Origin of the sequence: Shewanella fidelis ATCC BAA-318 (genome assembly GCF_000518605.1) — a bacterium.
Lineage (GTDB): Bacteria > Pseudomonadota > Gammaproteobacteria > Enterobacterales > Shewanellaceae > Shewanella > Shewanella fidelis.
Genome location: NZ_KI912460.1, coordinates 247,755 through 265,354, shown reverse-complemented (window position 1 = coordinate 265,354; position 17,600 = coordinate 247,755). Strand labels below are relative to the sequence as shown.

Annotated in this window: 13 protein-coding genes and 1 pseudogene; 7 read left to right on the top strand and 7 right to left on the bottom strand. The window is 41.8% G+C overall.

Annotation, left to right across the window (positions count from 1 at the left end; all coding sequences use genetic code 11):
* Positions 1-27 precede the first annotated feature (27 nt).
* From L884_RS0119020 to L884_RS0119005, 4 genes are read left to right on the top strand one after another with little or no spacing between them, the layout of a single operon-like run.
* Complete coding sequence (locus tag L884_RS0119020) at positions 28-789, top strand: fimbrial biogenesis chaperone (RefSeq protein WP_028768979.1); 762 nt, start codon at positions 28-30, stop codon at positions 787-789.
* Positions 786-3,386, top strand: a complete 2,601-nt coding sequence (locus L884_RS0119015; RefSeq protein ID WP_028768978.1) for a fimbria/pilus outer membrane usher protein — start codon at positions 786-788, stop codon at positions 3,384-3,386. Before L884_RS0119020 ends, L884_RS0119015 begins: the two co-directional genes overlap by 4 nt.
* Positions 3,379-4,203, top strand: coding sequence for a fimbrial biogenesis chaperone (locus L884_RS0119010; RefSeq protein WP_028768977.1), 825 nt, complete (start codon positions 3,379-3,381; stop codon positions 4,201-4,203). The genes L884_RS0119015 and L884_RS0119010 overlap by 8 nt, the downstream gene beginning before the upstream one ends.
* Before the next feature lie 2 nt (positions 4,204-4,205).
* The gene (locus tag L884_RS0119005; RefSeq protein WP_028768976.1) at positions 4,206-5,480 is read left to right on the top strand and encodes a fimbrial protein; all 1,275 of its coding nucleotides are present in this window, start codon (positions 4,206-4,208) and stop codon (positions 5,478-5,480) included.
* A gap of 82 nt (positions 5,481-5,562) precedes the next feature.
* Here L884_RS0119005 and L884_RS0119000 read toward each other — a convergent pair whose 3' ends face one another.
* From L884_RS0119000 to L884_RS22410, 4 genes are all read right to left on the bottom strand, one after another.
* A complete protein-coding gene (locus tag L884_RS0119000) occupies positions 5,563-6,765 on the bottom strand; it encodes a DUF3440 domain-containing protein (RefSeq protein ID WP_028768975.1) in 1,203 nt (400 codons plus the stop codon).
* Positions 6,766-6,768: 3 nt separating this feature from the next.
* On the bottom strand, positions 6,769-7,413 hold the full coding sequence (locus L884_RS0118995) for a ParB N-terminal domain-containing protein (RefSeq protein ID WP_211239215.1): 645 nt from the start codon (positions 7,411-7,413) through the stop codon (positions 6,769-6,771).
* A gap of 180 nt (positions 7,414-7,593) precedes the next feature.
* On the bottom strand, positions 7,594-9,150 hold the full coding sequence (locus L884_RS0118990; protein ID WP_037411202.1) for a DHA2 family efflux MFS transporter permease subunit: 1,557 nt from the start codon (positions 9,148-9,150) through the stop codon (positions 7,594-7,596).
* A gap of 6 nt (positions 9,151-9,156) precedes the next feature.
* On the bottom strand, positions 9,157-10,230 hold the full coding sequence (locus L884_RS22410; RefSeq protein WP_051435696.1) for an HlyD family secretion protein: 1,074 nt from the start codon (positions 10,228-10,230) through the stop codon (positions 9,157-9,159).
* Between the two features lie 278 nt (positions 10,231-10,508).
* Here L884_RS22410 and L884_RS0118980 point away from each other — a divergent pair, with 278 nt between their 5' ends.
* The 3 genes and pseudogenes from L884_RS0118980 (at position 10,509) to L884_RS22400 (ending at position 14,333) form a co-directional block, all read left to right on the top strand.
* Positions 10,509-11,438, top strand: a complete 930-nt coding sequence (locus tag L884_RS0118980) for a PP2C family protein-serine/threonine phosphatase (protein ID WP_028768972.1) — start codon at positions 10,509-10,511, stop codon at positions 11,436-11,438.
* Between the two features lie 366 nt (positions 11,439-11,804).
* Positions 11,805-12,796, top strand: a pseudogene (locus tag L884_RS22405) (catalase family peroxidase).
* 895 nt (positions 12,797-13,691) lie between these two features.
* Positions 13,692-14,333, top strand: coding sequence for a DUF5677 domain-containing protein (locus L884_RS22400; RefSeq protein WP_037411200.1), 642 nt, complete (start codon positions 13,692-13,694; stop codon positions 14,331-14,333).
* A gap of 241 nt (positions 14,334-14,574) precedes the next feature.
* On the opposite strand, the gene L884_RS0118960 is transcribed toward L884_RS22400, so the two are convergent.
* The 3 genes from L884_RS0118960 to L884_RS0118950 form a co-directional block, all read right to left on the bottom strand.
* Positions 14,575-15,327 (bottom strand): endonuclease, encoded by a 753-nt coding sequence (locus L884_RS0118960; RefSeq protein WP_028768970.1) that lies wholly within the window; start codon positions 15,325-15,327, stop codon positions 14,575-14,577.
* Between the two features lie 107 nt (positions 15,328-15,434).
* Positions 15,435-16,688, bottom strand: coding sequence for a Y-family DNA polymerase (locus L884_RS0118955; protein WP_028768969.1), 1,254 nt, complete (start codon positions 16,686-16,688; stop codon positions 15,435-15,437).
* Between the two features lie 2 nt (positions 16,689-16,690).
* Entirely contained in the window at positions 16,691-17,098 is a 408-nt protein-coding gene (locus L884_RS0118950) for a LexA family protein (RefSeq protein ID WP_028768968.1), read from the bottom strand.
* Positions 17,099-17,600 lie beyond the last annotated feature (502 nt).

The window sequence follows — 17,600 nt, the reverse complement described above, 5'->3', positions numbered from 1 at the left end:
GTAAAGTCAGATTCGCAGGGAGGCGTGATGCACAACTATCTGTATATGGGCAAATTAATCATCGGTTTAATGTTAGTTGTTTATACAAATTATGTTGATGCTGCCGTGGTTGCTAATAAGTCTAGGCTGGTGATGTTGGCTAAAACTCATAGTAGCAATGTCTTTATCAATACATTAGATGTCACACCTAGCATGGTTCAAGTTTGGGTAACACAAACCCACCAAATAGGTGATGTCGACTATCAAGATGATGCGCAATTTTTTGTCTCGCCCCCTGTTTTTAAGCTAAACAATAAACAAGGTCAACAAGTCAAAATCGTTTATACCGGCTCAGAGTTACCAAGCGATAGGGAGTCACTATTTTATTTTCACTTTTTAGTGATTCCGCCATTGGCGCAAACAGAAGGTGAAACAAATAATCAGCTAGTCATTACCCAAAAACACACATTAAAACTGTTTTACCGGCCAGAATTTAGCGGCTACCACATTGATGATGTGGTTAAAAATATCAAGTTTAGCCTAAACAAGGCAGCGGACGGCAGCTCAGCATTAGTACTTAAAAATAACAGTCCATTTTTTGTCACTATTCCTAAGTTAACTTACAGCAACACCTCTAAGGTTAAACGTGATTTAGTGCCGAAAGAGATGCTTGCGCCCTGGTCAAGTTTATCACTGTTGCTGCCCCCACAAGATCAACTGGCTAGTTCAGAAATAGAATTCACCTTAATTAATGATCAGGGAGGCAGGAGTCAGTTTGAAGCGCTTGTCAATCTAGAGGAAACGCAATGATGAATAATGCGGTTCCAACTCAACGTATTGGCGTCATGGTTAGCGCAATATTAACTTTAGCATCAGTGGCTTTTCCTCTGAGCCTTGTTGCGGCCGAAAACCAAGAGGCAGAGCAGCTCGAAGATGAAGTTATCATGATGAGTTCAGCCAGCCAAAGTCATACGCCTGAGTATATTTTTGACCCGCAAATCTTAAGTGCAACTGGCTTTGGTATTGATTATACCGGGTTTATAGACGGCGGCGCTTCGGCTGCAGGGGACTATTTAGTTGATATCATCGTTAATCAACGGGTGTTTAAAACCAATCAAACTGTCTCATTTTCAAAACAACAAGATGGTAGCCTTGGCCCTTGTTTACCCATTGAATTTTGGCAGAGCACTCAGCTTAAACTAAAGCAATACTATCGTGATGCGCTGATAAAAAGTGGTGCTGGTAGTAACTGCACCGATTTAAGTCAACTCCCAGAAGGTGTTGAGCTGACCGCCAACCTTAATCAATTGGCCCTTGATATCAATATTCCTCAACTGGCGTTGATTGAACCAATAAAAGACGATAACCGCGCCCAGTGGAATTACGGCAGTAACGCTGGATTTATTAACTATGACGTTAATCTTTATAGCTCAAGAATGAAGTCTGTAAGTAGCTGGCATAGCAATGGCTATTTAGGCTTAAGTAGCGGTATTAACTTAGGTCGTTTTCAACTTAGGCACAGAGCTACGTTAACCCTGACAAAAGCTAATCAAAACACGGATGTTGATTGGAGCGGCTACCAAACTTATCTGCAAACCATCATTCCTGAATTAGACAGCTATTTGAGAATAGGTGATAGCTACAGTAGCAATAGCCATTTTGGTAGTTCAGCATTTGTCGGCGTGCAACTTAAGTCAGAGCCGCGCATGAGGCCTTATTTTACAAGAAGCTATGCGCCTGTCATAACCGGGATCGCAGTAAGACCATCCACGGTGACCGTTAAACAAAAAAACGTCACCATTTACCAAGTCACAGTACCTGCAGGCCCATTTGAAATCAGTGATTTAACCCCCACCAGAGCTTACGGTGATTTACGGGTAGAAATCATGGGCGATGATGGACAAACAGCCAACTACAGTGTGCCTTTTTCTGCCACGCCCGATTCGTTAAGGCCTGGTGTTGACCGCTATGAGCTCTCTATCGGTAAATTGACTGATACTATAGGTAGCTCACCTTATTTAATCGATGCTTATTACGCCAGAGGCATAAACAACTGGTTAAGCCTTAATGCGGGCGGCAGAGCCTCTCGTGATTACTATGCCTTATCTAGCGGTGCGGTGTTGGGCTCAAGTTTTGGCGCTTTTGGTATTACTGGGATCTATTCAAACTCAAACTTAGCTGAAGACAATGAGTCTGGATGGAAGCTGGGGCTGGATTACAGTAAGAGCTTTAACTTTGGCACTAATATCGCCTTAGCCAGTTTTTGGTACTCCACTGAAGGCTACAGAGACTTGCAACAAAGTCTCAATGAGAAGGAAAAGTCACAGGCGTTAAATTTAGTCGAAGCCGGCCGTTACAGCGATTATTCAACGAGGCAAAAAACCTATGCGTCAGTGAATATCAGCCAGCAATTACAGCAATATGGTCAACTGGTTCTCAATGGTAGCTTGACCCAGTATCGAGATAATCGACCAACAAGTAAACAATTACAAATTGGCTATTCCAACTCATGGAGAGAGGTGAGTTACAACCTATCATACCTACGTCAATTTGATGGTTATTTAGCAATGCAAGATGATGAGCAGTTTATGTTGACCCTGTCTGTGCCGTTTAATTTCCACGGTAAACGTTTTTTGTCGAGTGCAGGGATTTCAACCTCAAGCAATAATGGTGAAAGCTATAACGGCACCTTAACCCATTTACCCAGAAACCATCAAGATCCTGTTTATAGCGTCAATGTTAATTATGAAACCTTGGCCGAACACCAAAGTAATCGCAGGTTTGGCGTCAACGCATCTAAGCAATTTGACCATGTGCAGTTCAATGCCGGCGCCAGCAGTTCAGACCATTCTTATCAAGTTAACGTTGGCGCAAGAGGCGCGTTTGTCGCCCACGGCGGTGGGGTCAATATGACCAATACCCTAGGTGAAAGTTTCGCTATTGTTGAAGCGAAAAAGGCACAAGGCGCCAAGGTGGGCTTTAGCGGCGCTAAAATTGATAGTAATGGTTATGGGGTCATCAACCAGTTGTCAGCATTTTCGCCTAACGTGATTACGGTAGATACCAATGGCCTAGATAGCGATGTGGAGCTGATTGATAATGGCCGTAGTATCGTGCCGATTGCAGGCTCAGCGGTGACACTCGACTTTGTAGCCAAAAGCGGCATTAGCGCATTATTTAAAATACGTCTGGCTAATGGTGAAATACCGCCACTGGGGGCGGTGATTAAAGACCAGCAAGCCGTCACCCTTGGTTATGTGGGCCAAGGCGGACAGGGCTATATCCGTTTACAACAACCTCAAGGCCGCTTACATCTCAGTTGGGCTGATAACACTTGTCGCGCCGATTATGTTATTAGCGCATCAACTCCTAACAAGATGCATAAACAGGAGCTGAGCTGTGAGTAAGTTATCATTAATTGAAGCAAAGCTGGGCGGTCAACAATACTGCCACATAATGCTGATATTTGTGCTCTTGAGTGCATGGTTCCCCCAGCCGTTATTTGCTGGCGTAGGCCTAGATAAATCTCGATTTGTCTATATTGTTGGCACTAAAAGTGCGCAATTTCGGCTAGTTAATCACAACGCTTATCCGGTTATTGTCAGTTTGTGGCTGGACTCAGGAGACATGAGTGCGACTCCTGAGTCAACAACAGCGCCATTAATCGTCAGCCCACCGATAGTGCAGCTTAACCCTAAAGAAGTGACCACAGCGAAACTGATTGATGCTGGCATTACCGAGGGCTTACCAGATGATAGAGAGTCACTGCTGTGGCTGAATGTACTTGAGCAGCCGCCATTTGAAAAACAGACTTCGGCTGAGCAAGCTATGACCGAGCAGGTTATGGCCATCGCTATGCAGGTGCAATACAAGGTGTTTGTTCGGCCTACATCAATAAAACCCAATAATGACGCCGCATTCAAGCAAATCACATTTCTCTTAGTAACAAGAAAACAAGCAGCACCAATATTACAACTGCACAATCCAACCGCCTATCACCTGAGTCTCAAGCAGCTACAGCTCTTGGGCAGTTGTGGGCAAAAGATAATGATTAACGATGTGCTTAAGCCCTATGCAAAGAAAGCCATCAGCTTAGATGCTGACATACAAGCAAGTTGTATTGAAACGGTTGAATACCGCGTTATTAACGATGAGGGTAAAACCATAGTGATGAATGCACCAGTAAATATAGGCACTGCAGTTATTAGCGAGCAGGGAGGTTAACCATGAGCGGCACAGTAAGGTGTAAATACCTTTTATGTATCATGCTTTCTTTGAGCGCGGTTAACGCCAATGCGACCTGCGTTCGCCAAAGTTGGAGCGCTCCGGGGGATGGCTCCCCAGGGGCTATGGGTTGGCCTACAAGCATTAATGTTGCAGCCGTTTCTAGCCCTTTACAGCCAACTGGTACTGTTATTGCTGAAACAACGGCTCCGATGACCCAATTTGGCCGCGCTGGGGGCTATGATCCTGAGTTAATTTTATACATTTGCGATGCAGTTGATGCAGGCAGCCTTTATGAGCTGTATGCCACCGATGGCGGTGTTGATATGGCTGGGAGGCAAGAAGATGGATTAGCATACGGCATACCGGGCGGTTACCGAACTGCACTAATAAACACCGTTGCCCGTATTACCCATCTAGGCACGGGACAATACTTCTCGAGATATTGGAAAGAACGCCCCCTAACAGGGCTTGATACCGATGGTAGCGGCAATATTCTTGTAAAAGCCAAAAACTTCGCCACCATAAAGGCTGAGCTCATCAAGGTGCCGACTACCGAAGGTTGGTCTTTTACCGATGCAATTTATAACTACAGTAATAGCTTTGGCTTTCTCGCTTTTAAAGGGCCTGGACTTTGGACCTCGCTCATCAATGCAGGAGACGATTCGCAATCAGTATATCACGGCTGGTATGATGACTGGCCGGGGTCGATTGCATTACATAATCAGGGGTTAACAATCCGTAGGGAGCCCCACTGCGTATTTTTAACGGTGACACCTAGCGTTACCTTTGCGTCTATGTCGGCAAGTACATTGAACTCTGGGGGCGATGATACGCAAAGCTTTAACTTAAGCTACCAATGTGAAAACAGTTATTCACCGGGGGTGAGTGCTGGAGAGTTTTCATATGCCTTTAAAGTTGGTGCAGAAACGGTTGCTGCCGCGCCCTCTGTTGGGATAAATGTTGGTGGCGGCAGTGGGGTAACGCACCTTTTAGACAATGGATATGTGAGTAACCCCGGCTCGGCAAAAGGTGTGGGAATTAGAATTACCGACCTTGATACCACCACGGATATTAATTTGGCGACCAATGAATTAGTTATGGGCGGTGGTAACCCTGACGGTTGGTATTCCGCAGTGGGGGGAGCACCAAGTGTAAGTGGCACTACCACTGTTTGGAGCCGAAGTTTTTTAGCCACTCTTGAAGCCTTGCCCGGAGAAACAGCTACAGCAGGAACGGTTCAAGCGACCGCTAGAGTATTTATTAGAATAAACTAGCAAGGTTAAGGTGGTTTGCTGGCAACAAACCGCCTTAACAGAAGTACAATCCCATTTAACTGGTTTAAAACTCAAAATAAGTTTATAGGTATTTGTTATAGCTCTCTAAATGTCTTTGAGATATCTTCTTCGAAGGTGCAAAAGACAACCCTCGACACCAGTAATCATTTTTTATCAGTACTTTACATATTCGACGCCAACTTGGCACTTTTAGTTTCGCCTCTAATTTTTTATCTTCGAAATCATTAATTCGCCAGATCCCTTGAGCTTTACCATTATTTTTCCACCACAGTAAAAACTTAAAAATGCGTTCTCGATAATGGCTTGCCATATGCGGTGGCATGCTATTAAGCAGAAACTTGCTATAGGACTTATAAGTGTGTCCTGCTGGTAGCTCAAAACGATAATAGCCGAGAATTCGTCCCTGATCTTTACTGTATCTGGCACCAAAGTTACAACCATTAACTCTTTGAACAAGCTTTTCCCATGTATGAGGCTCTAGGATTTGGTAAAGCCATAAGCCTTTTCTTTGATCATCGCCGAATGGTTGACATAATCGTTGTAAGCTCAAAGGGACTCCAGCTTTATGCATCAGATCATATATATGGTTGTAATTCCAATGATTCTTACCATTTGCAGCCCATACGTCTTCAGTTTTCCAATCGTAAATAGGATAACCCTTATAAACTTCAGAGGTCACTTTAGTGGTCCAGAAGTATTGTTGATATTTTTCTTTATTACGATTTTTAATGGTTTTATAACGGTTTAGTGACTCGTCGGCTCTAATGCCGATTAAACAAGCGACTTTACCTCCATGCTTAGCCTGATACCAAAGGCTGAACTCATCGACAAAATCTTCAAACTCCATTCCAAAATAGAAAAAGTTAAAGTAGTTAATATCCGAAATCACTGAGGCATGTTGCGGCATCGGCCTAAGCCATTTATCTTTTTCTTTAGGATCCCAGCAAATCCACTTGGGCTGAAACTGACTAATCGCGTTACGCAAACTTAACGGCAAACAGATCCAGTAGGCGTTGACTTCTTTTCTATCTACCATATGGTTGATTAACTCAACCGTATGTTGATATTGCGCCTCCATATCAATAATGAGCACGTCAATTGGTAACTGGTTACGCGCCTTAGCAACCTCAATAGCAAGATTTAACAGTACAGCTGAGTCCTTACCGCCGGAGAAAGAAACAAACAGATGATCAAACTCATCCAGAATAATATTCATTCGCTCTGTTGCAGCCTCAAACACATTTAATCCTATGGACTTTTTCATCTTCTATTCCCATGCCTTTGAGTACTTTCTATCAGCAAATGCTTCAGCCAGACCGGTTAGTTGCTGCATTCTCAGCACTTCATCAGGATCCATGCCTAGCTCTGTTCCTATTTTCTCGTCTGACCAACGTGCTCCTTTGAGCTTAATCACCAAGTTGGCAGTGAGTTCTACCTGATGGGCACCTCTAGCCATGTTGTGGCGAACAGATGCAGAAATCCGCTCCTCTTTTTTTCTTTCTATGGCAACAACCGGTATGTAGTTTTTTAGAGAGTCAGCAATCTCGGTATGCTCGCGAACTAATTTGCTGCGGTGATAACCGTCAATAATCTCTACATAACCACTTAGATCAGGCGAGCCTACAACAACGGGCATGGTTACCCCGTCTGTTAAAATTGAGTGCTTGAGTAGTTTGTATTCGGGTGGCGCGACTTTGTTGGGGTTAAAGTCGTTGTTGAGTACGTTATCTCTTTCTACCAGTTGAACGTTTAAAACTGGGTGTTTTATTGATACAAACTTGTACAGCATGGCTGAGACTTCATTATATATCCGTACTTTGTCACCATCTGTGAGTTTAAATCCCGGCATTCCTAGCTTGTTCAACACCCGACGAATTTCGTTTACTTCTTCTTGAATAAGCTTTTCTTCCATAAACCCTGCTATTACAAATATTTATAATAAGGTTCATGGTATTTGTAGCCACATAACCATGACAAATTAATAGTTATTAAAAGATTTAAACTCTTTAATATTATTAATTTTCGCAAATATTCAACAACTGGCAATAGCATGGAGATTAACTAAATTACCGAAGAAAGGCTGTTACTTAAATTAAGCAAGCCTTTTAGGTTTAAATAAGGCCAGTAGCGGGATTAAACATAAATATGAAATTAATAAAAATCCAAAAGTGTACACAAATGCCAATAGCGTTGACTGCTGTAGTAACATCGTTTGTAACTGACTGATAAATTCTGGATTAGTGATCTCAACGCCTTGAGCATGTGCAGCATTTTGTAAAACAGGGTTACTTGGTGATAAAGCTCCACCAAGTTGGTTCCATTCTTGTTGTTTAATGCGTGTAAAATAGGTATTAACAATCGAGATCCCAAACGAACCGCCTATAGTTCGACACAAATTAAATATTACTGCGCCACCGACAGTATCTTTAGGAGATAAGCTGGCATAAGCCAACTGACTCAATGGCGCAAATACTAATCCCATACCAGCTCCCTGAATAATACTGGGTAGTAATACCCAATAGATATTAATTTCTAAGGTATAGTGTGTCATTAGATAGGTACCTAAGGCATTTAGTGATAATCCAATAACAATCAACACTCTGGCGTCTACTTTATCCATATAACTTGCCATTGCTATCAGCACAAATGCTGAGGTTAGGCCTCTCGGCGCCATTGCAAAGCCTGTAGTATCAACCGGATAATTCAATAACTGCTCTAACATCATAGGTTGTAGCTGGGTAATACCAAACATCCCCATCGAAAAACCCGCCATGACCAGACAAGACATAGCCAGATTTCGATCCCGTAATAGCCAAACTGGAGCTATTTCACTTTTAGTCATAAATGAACGTGCGACAAAAAAAACAATCGAAATTATGCTGATAATTGTCGCGAATAGTATGGTATTTGATTCAAACCATGATTCATCATTTCCGCGATCAAGTACCATTTGTAATAGGCCAATTCCTATGGTCATCGCTATAACAATGGGCCAGTCAATTTTAGGTTTTCCTTTGCCACTAAGCTTAACGAATACAAAAATTAACGTTAGACAAATAGCGCCAATGGGCAGATTAACGTAAAAAATCCAACGCCAATCCATGTTTTCGGTAATGACCCCACCTAGCGTCGGCCCTAAAATTGGTCCGAGTAGCACCCCTACACTAAAGAGTGCCATAGCTTTACCACGCTGCTCTGACGGATAAATTTGCACCATAATAGATTGGGATAGTGGGATAACGGATGCGCCAAATGCTCCTTGCATCACTCTGAAGGTAACCATTTCAGTTATAGTATCTGCTTGGCCACATAACGCAGAGCTAATGATAAAACCACTGACTGAAAACAATAATAACTGACGGATCCCAAATTTGAGCGCCAGAAAACTCGCTAATGGGATAAATATCGCCTCTGCCATAGAATATGAAGTTAACACCCAAGTAACTTGATCAGATGTCACCCCTAATGCCCCCATCATATGGGGCAGGGCTACATTCGCTATCGTCATATCAAGCAATACCATGATTGCTGATAGCATCACCGCCAAAGTAACTAACCTACGATTAGCTTCACTCAGTACTGTACTGTTGCCATCTACTGTATTTTTTGCCAGATCTGATTGGGCTGTAATTTGATTTTCATTTGCCATAGTCAGCTACTTGTTAGGCGTCGCTTTCTTGGATTTGCTATCAATATCTGCAGGCGTTGAATCTATTGAAGCCAAGGTGTTTATCGTTACCTCTGCACTTGCGCCGACACGCATTGGAAACTTCGGATGTTGATTTTCATTTGTAAGTCGTATTAATACTGCAAAACGTTGTGGCACTTTAACCCAGTTACCTGTCGCATTTTCAGGTGGCAATAATGAGAATGAAGCACCACTTGCTGGCGATATGGCTTCAATAACACCGTTATAATCTACTGATGAATAGAGATCTAAGCGGATATCCGCGGGTAAGCCTACTTGCAATCTTTCAAGCTGAGTTTCTTTAAAGTTTGCTTGCAACCAATAGGTGTTATCAGCGACCAAAGGCACTAGTGCTTGCCCTGGGGATACGACACTTCCTGCATGCACCGCCAATTTACCTAACTTACCTGTGTGTGGAGCAAAAATATTAGTGTATGACAGCGACAAACTTGCTTGGCTTAAGGCTGCTGCAGCTTTTCTAACATCAGGAGCAGCATCGCCTTGAGCCCCCTGCGCTTTAATTAGCTGTGACATAGTCGCTCTTGCAGCAATAACATTTTCTTCGGCGGTAGCCTGCTTTGCTTTAGCATCATCCAGATCTTGTGCAGGCAGTAGTGATTTTGCAACAAGCTGCTTAATACGTTTAAAAGTGGCTTGAGCATCACTTAACTGCGCAACAGCGCTTCGGACATTAGCACTGGCGGCTAAAATCGCATCGTCAGAAGCTGCATTATTTTGTAAAGCTATTGAGTAGGCGGCTTGTGCCTCGTCAAGCTTTGCTTGAAATGGTGCTGGATCAATTTGTACTAATAAATCACCTTTATTGACCTGTTGGTAATCTGTTGTATTAACCGAAATAACTTTGCCACTTACCTGTGGTGCAACGTAAATAATATCCGCATGAACATATGCATCATCGGTGCTGGGGTAATGTTTTTGATGTTGAATATACCAATAGCTTAATGCAATAACTGCCGCCAAAAGTACACTTGCAACCGATACATTTCTAAGAATTGAGGTTTTGCCGCCTGTTTCGCTCATTATTGTTACCATTTAGCTTTATTATTCTGACTCACACTAAGACTCTTTAACGACAATGGTTGAGTTACTAATAATTGTCATTAATAACAAATAGTAGACTCTGACCAACGCTGCCAGTACTCGTTGAAAATAAACTGCAAAATGATTGCCTTATAAACGAAGAAACTTTCACAAATTGATAAACGGTGAGGGCGTTCTAATCAGAAACCACTTTAGCCTGATGCTTAGCGATACCATAAACCTGTGTGGTGAGTTATATTGAGCGACAATATAAGGTTATGGCAGATAAGAATTACACTATGGAACAAGAGGCAATAAAACAACATATTCAGTTGTGGCTAAATCGACCTATCGAATCAGGCGCGGTACGTGAGTTACTTAACTCGTCAGTCGCTATGGCCAGTGACGTAGGCAATATTAGACCTGAAAACCAAGATCGTGTTGTTTGTGTGCAAGTCCAAGTGTCGGCAGCTAAATCTTTTATCATAGGTGTGCTGTGTGATGGTATGGGCGGCATGGCATCAGGCGCAGATTGCGCAAGTTTAAGCATTGCGTCATTTCTAACAAGCTGTATCAAAAATCAATTAATGCCAATTGGCGAGCGGCTAATCACTGCGGCTGAAGATGCTAATAATGATGTTTACTCGCAATACAGTGGCAATGGCGGTGCAACCTTATCTGCTTTTATCTTAGATAGTGAAGGGCAGTTTGAAGCTATCAATGTCGGTGACAGCCGAATTTATGCCAATCTATCCCATGGCATCAAACAATATTCGATAGATGATACCTTTGCAGGCCAAAATGCAGACGCCGCTGGCGTACATTTAAGTAAAGGCTTGTTGCAATTTATTGGCGTGGGCGCAGACCTAAAGCCACAGCTAGTTAAGTTTCCAAAAATTCGTCAAATTAAACGGTTAATTTTGACTTCTGATGGCGCGCATTACATTGAGGCGAGTACCTTTAAACAGATCCTTAATCAACGTTTTTCGGCAGCAGAGCTATGCACAAGAATTATTGATGTATCTAAATGGTGCGGCGGTTACGATAATACCTCAATATTAATTGCTAATGATGTATTAAAGATTTTTGCCAACACTGAAGAAACTGCGATCCCAATTGGAACCGTGAAACTCACTGACGCATTTGGTGAGATCCATTTTATTGGTGTTACAGCGCTAGACACGTTGGATCCAATAGTCAGAATTTAAGCTCATTAAAACGAAATAACTGTATTACTGACGTAGCAAAATTTTAGTTACGTCAGCAACACCTTAGCCAAACCTTTATCATCAAGCTTAACCTAAATACCAATTGCTAACTAAAGAACAAGCCAACATAGCGCATTCCTTTTTTTAACCACCAGCACATTGAAATATTTTGTTGTTTTCTCCTGTCTTATTCCTTGGGGTTTAATTGAAGTTCAATTGATTTTAATTAAACACAATTAAAGCAATAAGTTAAGCATACTTACTGCGTGTCGTGTACCGCTTTTAAAAGCTGCGGGAACCGATTTTAAAGGACGTTTACGTTCAACAGTCTCTCTATTTTTTTAGCTGTTTTATAAAGGAACTACCATGCATTCATCCGTCTTATCTTTAGCCATTAAAACCTGTTTAATCACGGGTTTTAGCGTCTTTTCATCTTTTGTTTTCGCTGCTGATAAAACCAGTGCTGAACTGGTTGATGCTGTCAATGGAACACCGGATCTTACTAGCCGCGAGGCAGGGAAAAAAGTAAAGTTGCGCAATCATGCCAAAGGGTTTTGCACGTCAGGGCATTTATTCCTAACCCTAAATTGCAAGACTCGTTAGCCATTCCTTTTTTTAAGCAAGCAGAAATTCCTATTACTGCCCGTTTCTCACTTGGGGGAACGAACCCTCACGCATCGGATAAAGGTGCTGGGCGCTTTATGTCGCTTAAGATTGACGGAGACAAGGAAAGTCTTAATTTTGTAACCACAAACTCTCCGGTATTTTTTGCCAGTAACTTAGAAGAGTTTTTTAATTTTCAAACAAAGGTGAAGCAGGGAGCTGAAGGTAAGCAATGGCTTGTGGAAAATCAGCCTAATGCTAAAGCGTTTTTTGATTTCATCAACACCTTGCAGCCAAGTGCCAGTTTTGCCAATAGTCGCTATTTTGGGGTTAACAGTTTTTTGTTTAGTGCCAATAATGGTGATATTAAGCCCGGCCGTTGGAGTTTTGAACCTGTTGATGGCGTTATTAACCTTAGCCAAACTCAACTTGAGGCATTACCAAGCGACTTTCTAAAACAAGAAATGTTAACTCGGATCCAACAAAAGCCTGCAACCTGGGATCTGTACATTAAATTCGCTGAACCAAGTGATGAAATTAACGATCCTACTGTTTTGTGGCCAGAATCACGCGAGCGTCTTTTAGTGGGGCAAGTGGTGATTGATGGGCGCAGCGATAGTGAAACTGCAACCATGCAGTGTGACAAAGGAATATTCAATCCAGTATTGTTACCACAGGGGATCAAACCATCCGCAGATCCTATCTTAAATGCGCGAACTCCCGCGTATATTGAATCATTTATCCGCCGCCAGTAATGATCTAAAACCTATTCGCCTTAGACAAATATAGGGCGAATAGGGCAGCGGTTTAATATGAATGATGAGTTCAACTACTCCTCAGAACTGCTGTTTAATATGTTGTGTTTTTCAATTATTATCGTCTTAATTTTTAGACAAAGTAAAATTACAGTTTGCACAATAAGGACAAGATAAACAGTATTTAGACCTGTATAGTCAGCAGATATTAAAAAAATAAAGGTGATCAAGTAGATTAGATAAAGGTTTGTTATTTTATATTCTAGTAAAAAATACAACCAGAGGGATACAGCAGCGCTAAATAAAATAACTATCCACACGTTAACATCAGAAAAATCAAACTCCCTTATGTATAACAACAGCATCAATACGGCTATCAGTATTATTTCTCGGTATGTCTTATAGAGTATCTTCATAAGGGTATCGCTAATAGTTAACAGTGAATCGCTTTGCAGATTTTTTTTTAATATACCCTAAAGCATTAAACTCGGTAATAGTCCAAAGGAACTACGCAACCAGTTAACTGTTCTAGGACCTTCACCAGACCTCACTATTTACGCTAAGGCCGACTGTTTTTTATCGGTTATAAATAAATTCTGTCATTGTCGTGTAAGCGTGAACTTCGCTGACTCACTTATCCCCCTGAATCATCGCATAGGCTGAGCCTAGTGACTTTTTCTTCCTGTGTGAATATTACACTTTAAGCACTGCAGGAGGTTCTTTGTTTTACTCAGATAAAAAACAAGGAACCGATTCTCTCCGTGTTCTAACCAATTGTTAACATACTGGTTTGCTGTTAGTCTTGAGTGATTAAAGTATTGGCGAGCTGTTCTTATTAAGAAACCGTTCTTATTGGGAATTGAGCCTAATATACTGTTATAAAGCAAGGTAGATAATGAGTTCAAATAAAGTAGATGATTGGGTTGGACTATTGCAATTTCGAGATGAGAAATTCGCATCGTTAGTTCACGACAATCTACAGGAAAAGTACATCATTGCATTAGCAATTAGGGTTACGGAACTATGCTTAGATGCTGTAGTTCTTTTAAATAATCATCGAATATCATCAGTCCCTATAGTTTTACGCTCTGCATTAGAAACTTTCGCAGATCTCCAATGTTGCATTAAAGACAAAAGTTATCCTGAGGCTATGACAAAAGCTCAATACCAACGGCTTTACGAGCTTCAAAAACATATTGAAAGTGATAAAGCGGCAGAATACAGAAAGTTAGGTAAAAAGCTCTCCGTGTGGGATCGCTTCAAAAAAGCTGATTTAGTTGAATTGTATAATGGCTACTATTCGATGTTGTCAATGTACGCACACGGCAATGTAGGTGCTTTAATCGAGAGTAACTCGAAAGATTCCCAAGTTTTACTGGGATCAGCCTACGATGATGAAAAGTTACTTCAATTTTTCGAACAAGCAATAAACTTGGCAGCTCTTTCTATTCGAGACAGTTTAGAATTCTTTGGGGTAGATAAAGCTACGCTTGAGTACCCACAAAAGATACTCGATAAGTTCAGCAAAGCTTTATAACAAGCAATTCAAGCAGCCCCTTAACGTGTGGCATTTTTGGTTTGCAGATATCTCTGTGGTTATGGTGCTATGCAGAAACTATCGTTGTGCGTTTCGGGCTACTTAATCGGGCGTTACTGGATACCTGATTGCAATACTTTTCCTAATAAGAGTCATCTACTTAAAAGCTTTGACTCTTACCAATTTCTGCCTAAACACAAGTTAAGTCGTAGCCACCTATAAAATGGCTACGACTTCTACTCTAGTTGTAACCCATAGTTTCACATCGAGAGTAAACAATATTGTTTCTGTTTTTTTGAATCTTCTCAATGCGCTCGGCTCGTTTACATTCCCATTTGCTCACGGGGAATTGCTTGTCCCAAGCGGTCATTAGCTGCTTTTGTTGTTTACTCATTTTGTATCGTGGGTATGCTTGCTCCATATACAAATAGGTTCTTGCGATTCTGCCTCTTGAGCCAATTGTCGGCTCAACTTTTCTATCATGAACCTTTACTTCGCAACTACCAAAGCTCGAACCAGAAGAGGGAAGCATTGCAAAGTTGTAGTTAGCTCTGGTAGCGTTCACTGCGCCTACCGCTGGATACAAGTTATATAAATCAGATTGCATTAAACGGTAATCGTGATTTACTTTCTCGGCACATTTACGGCCTTTGAAGTTTTTGCCTTTGTTATTTACACAATTAGGGTGGCCATCACGCCACTCTGAAAAGGTTCGGCCAAAGTTTTCTGCAGGAACAACATGTTCCCATTCAACTCTTTTGGCACGCTTAACGTGCTTTTCAGTTGCAAATCCACGAGGAAGTTTGATGTTTTTCTTGCTATCAAACTCTGCATTACAATAAAGCGTTACACGATGGTCGTAATAAACTTTACGTTCGAGTGTTTTCTTTGCTTTATTAAATGACTTTATGGTTGTATTGCCTTCGCCAGACTGGGCAAACGTAGTTAAGGGCAGCAGTGCTGCAATAGCGATAGAGAGTGTACGGATATTCATAAGGTTCTGATGAAAATAGTTTGGCTGATTTTGCCTTAACTATCAGTGGGTTTACAGTTGAAATCAGCGCGATTTAATTAAACTTAATTAATCAGAATCTACTTTGATTAACATTTAATCAAAGGAATGTCTTTCCAGCGTGTAGTGTATTGCGGCGTCAGCATTTCTCTGCGCATCCCCCATTTTTGCGATATACCTTGGGCAGCGAGAAACAAGGTGTCAGTACCGTACTTGGCGTTGATTTTATCCAGCACCAACATCTTGCTTGGATTTCTACCTCCCTCGAATAAATCGCCTTGCAGATTGGCTTCACTGCACAAGTTAATCAGTCCAACCCCGATTTTGTAATAACGAATAGTGGGATTGAATCTAACCATTGCAGCCTGAGTTGCTGCCTCAATGAGTTCGCAAGTGTCATTTGTTGGGTATGCAAAATGGTGCAGATATTTAAACCCGTTCGGTTGTTCGTCAAAAGGTGAGTTTGACGCAAACACCAGCATGCTTTTGCACAGTGAACCTTGAGTTCTTGCTTTAGCGGCTGCAGTTGAAGCGTGTTTACTTAACGCTTGGCATAATGAAGGCAAATCAGTCACTCTGTTGCCAACACTGCGAGTTGAAAATATCTGTTTCTTGTCAGCTCTTGCTTCATCCCAAGTCTTGCACACTTCGCCGTTTAGTTCTCGTACCGTTCGTTCAAGTTCAATACTGAATTGCTTTCTGGCGATGCCGGCTTTCATTTGTGACAAGGCATAGGCATTGTGAATGTTCATTGTAGCAAGCCTTTTGGCTATGCGGCTACCAACGCCCCAGACATCATTGGTTTTCATGGTTTTTAAAATTGTTGAACGTTGCTCATTGTTAGTAATGGCGCAAACGCCATTATAACCAGGGAGTTTTTTTGCAGCATGATTAGCGACTTTGGCTAAGGTAAGTGTCTCACCAATTCCAACACAAACAGGCAACCTCGTTTCTTTCCAAACGGCTCGCCTAAGTTTTAATGCGTGCTCGGTTAGGCAAGGTATAGCGGGGTAGCAGTGCTTAAACGATAAAAAAGACTCGTCAATACTGTAGATATGCTGCTGTGGGGCAAAACGGCCAATCACCTCCATCATAGATGCAGATAAAGAGCCGTAAAGCTCATAGTTTGAAGACAACGCGATAATACCTTTTTGCTCACACAGCCTTTTTGCTTCAAAGTAAGGACCGAACTTTTTAATGCCCGCTTCTTTCGCCAATCTATTGGCCGCAACAATACAACCATCATTATTACTCAACACAATGATAGGGCGGTTACGCCATTCTGGCCTAAAAACCTGTTCAGCACTGCAATAGAAAGAATTGGCATCGACAAGCGCATACATGGTTAATCATTCTCAAGAATAGGGCTTTTACGATGACAGCGTATTGAGCGTATAACCACGCCTTCAACACTAAAGGTATCGTGTTCAAGGATAGGCGTGCTCATGTGTGCTTCGTTGGCAGACAAAAGCAGTCGGTTTACTTTATCGATAATCTTGCACACAAATGCGCCATTGTAGTTAGCAACGATAATGTCTTGATTGCGCACATCAACATGCCTATCAACAATCAAGATATCGCCATCAAAAATACCAACGCCTTCCATGGAGTCACCATTGGCGAGTCCGATGAATGTTGAGCTTGGGTGCTCAATCAATAACTCATCAAGGCTAAGTGGAAGCTGTCTATAATCGGTAGCAGGAGATTCAAAACCTGTGATACCTGCACTGGCCAAAATTGGGATAATATTCATTCAAAAACAACGAAAACTGTATATTTATACAGTATAGCGGTTTTTCATTGATAGTCACAATAAAGTTTGCAGCTTCTCAGGCTAAACGTCGCGGAATAGGGCGTATAAGACGAAGACGTTTTGCACAAAATTAGTCAGCATAAATTTTCGGCCATGTCTTTCTACTTTTGAGTCAGCGAGTCTGCGCTGAGTCACTTTTGCCCTCAAATTGGTTAGCCTTGGAATGAAGGCTGATTACATTTTTTTGTGCTTGTTGCTACGGGGTAGCTGGTTTGAGCTTGTAGCTGAATCGCTGTCGATCGCCCCAAGTACGTCCGTGTAGGCTCAACGAAAACATCCATGTTTTCGACGGCTTCAGCCGCATCTACACTGGGTAATTGGAGTAATCATTAGGTTATAGAGTTTGGTTTCTAACTAGGAAATGTCCCTTTATTAGTTTCGCCTATATGACAACACAGAATTAAATTGGTGAAATTTTAATTAGTAAAACTTATAAATAACA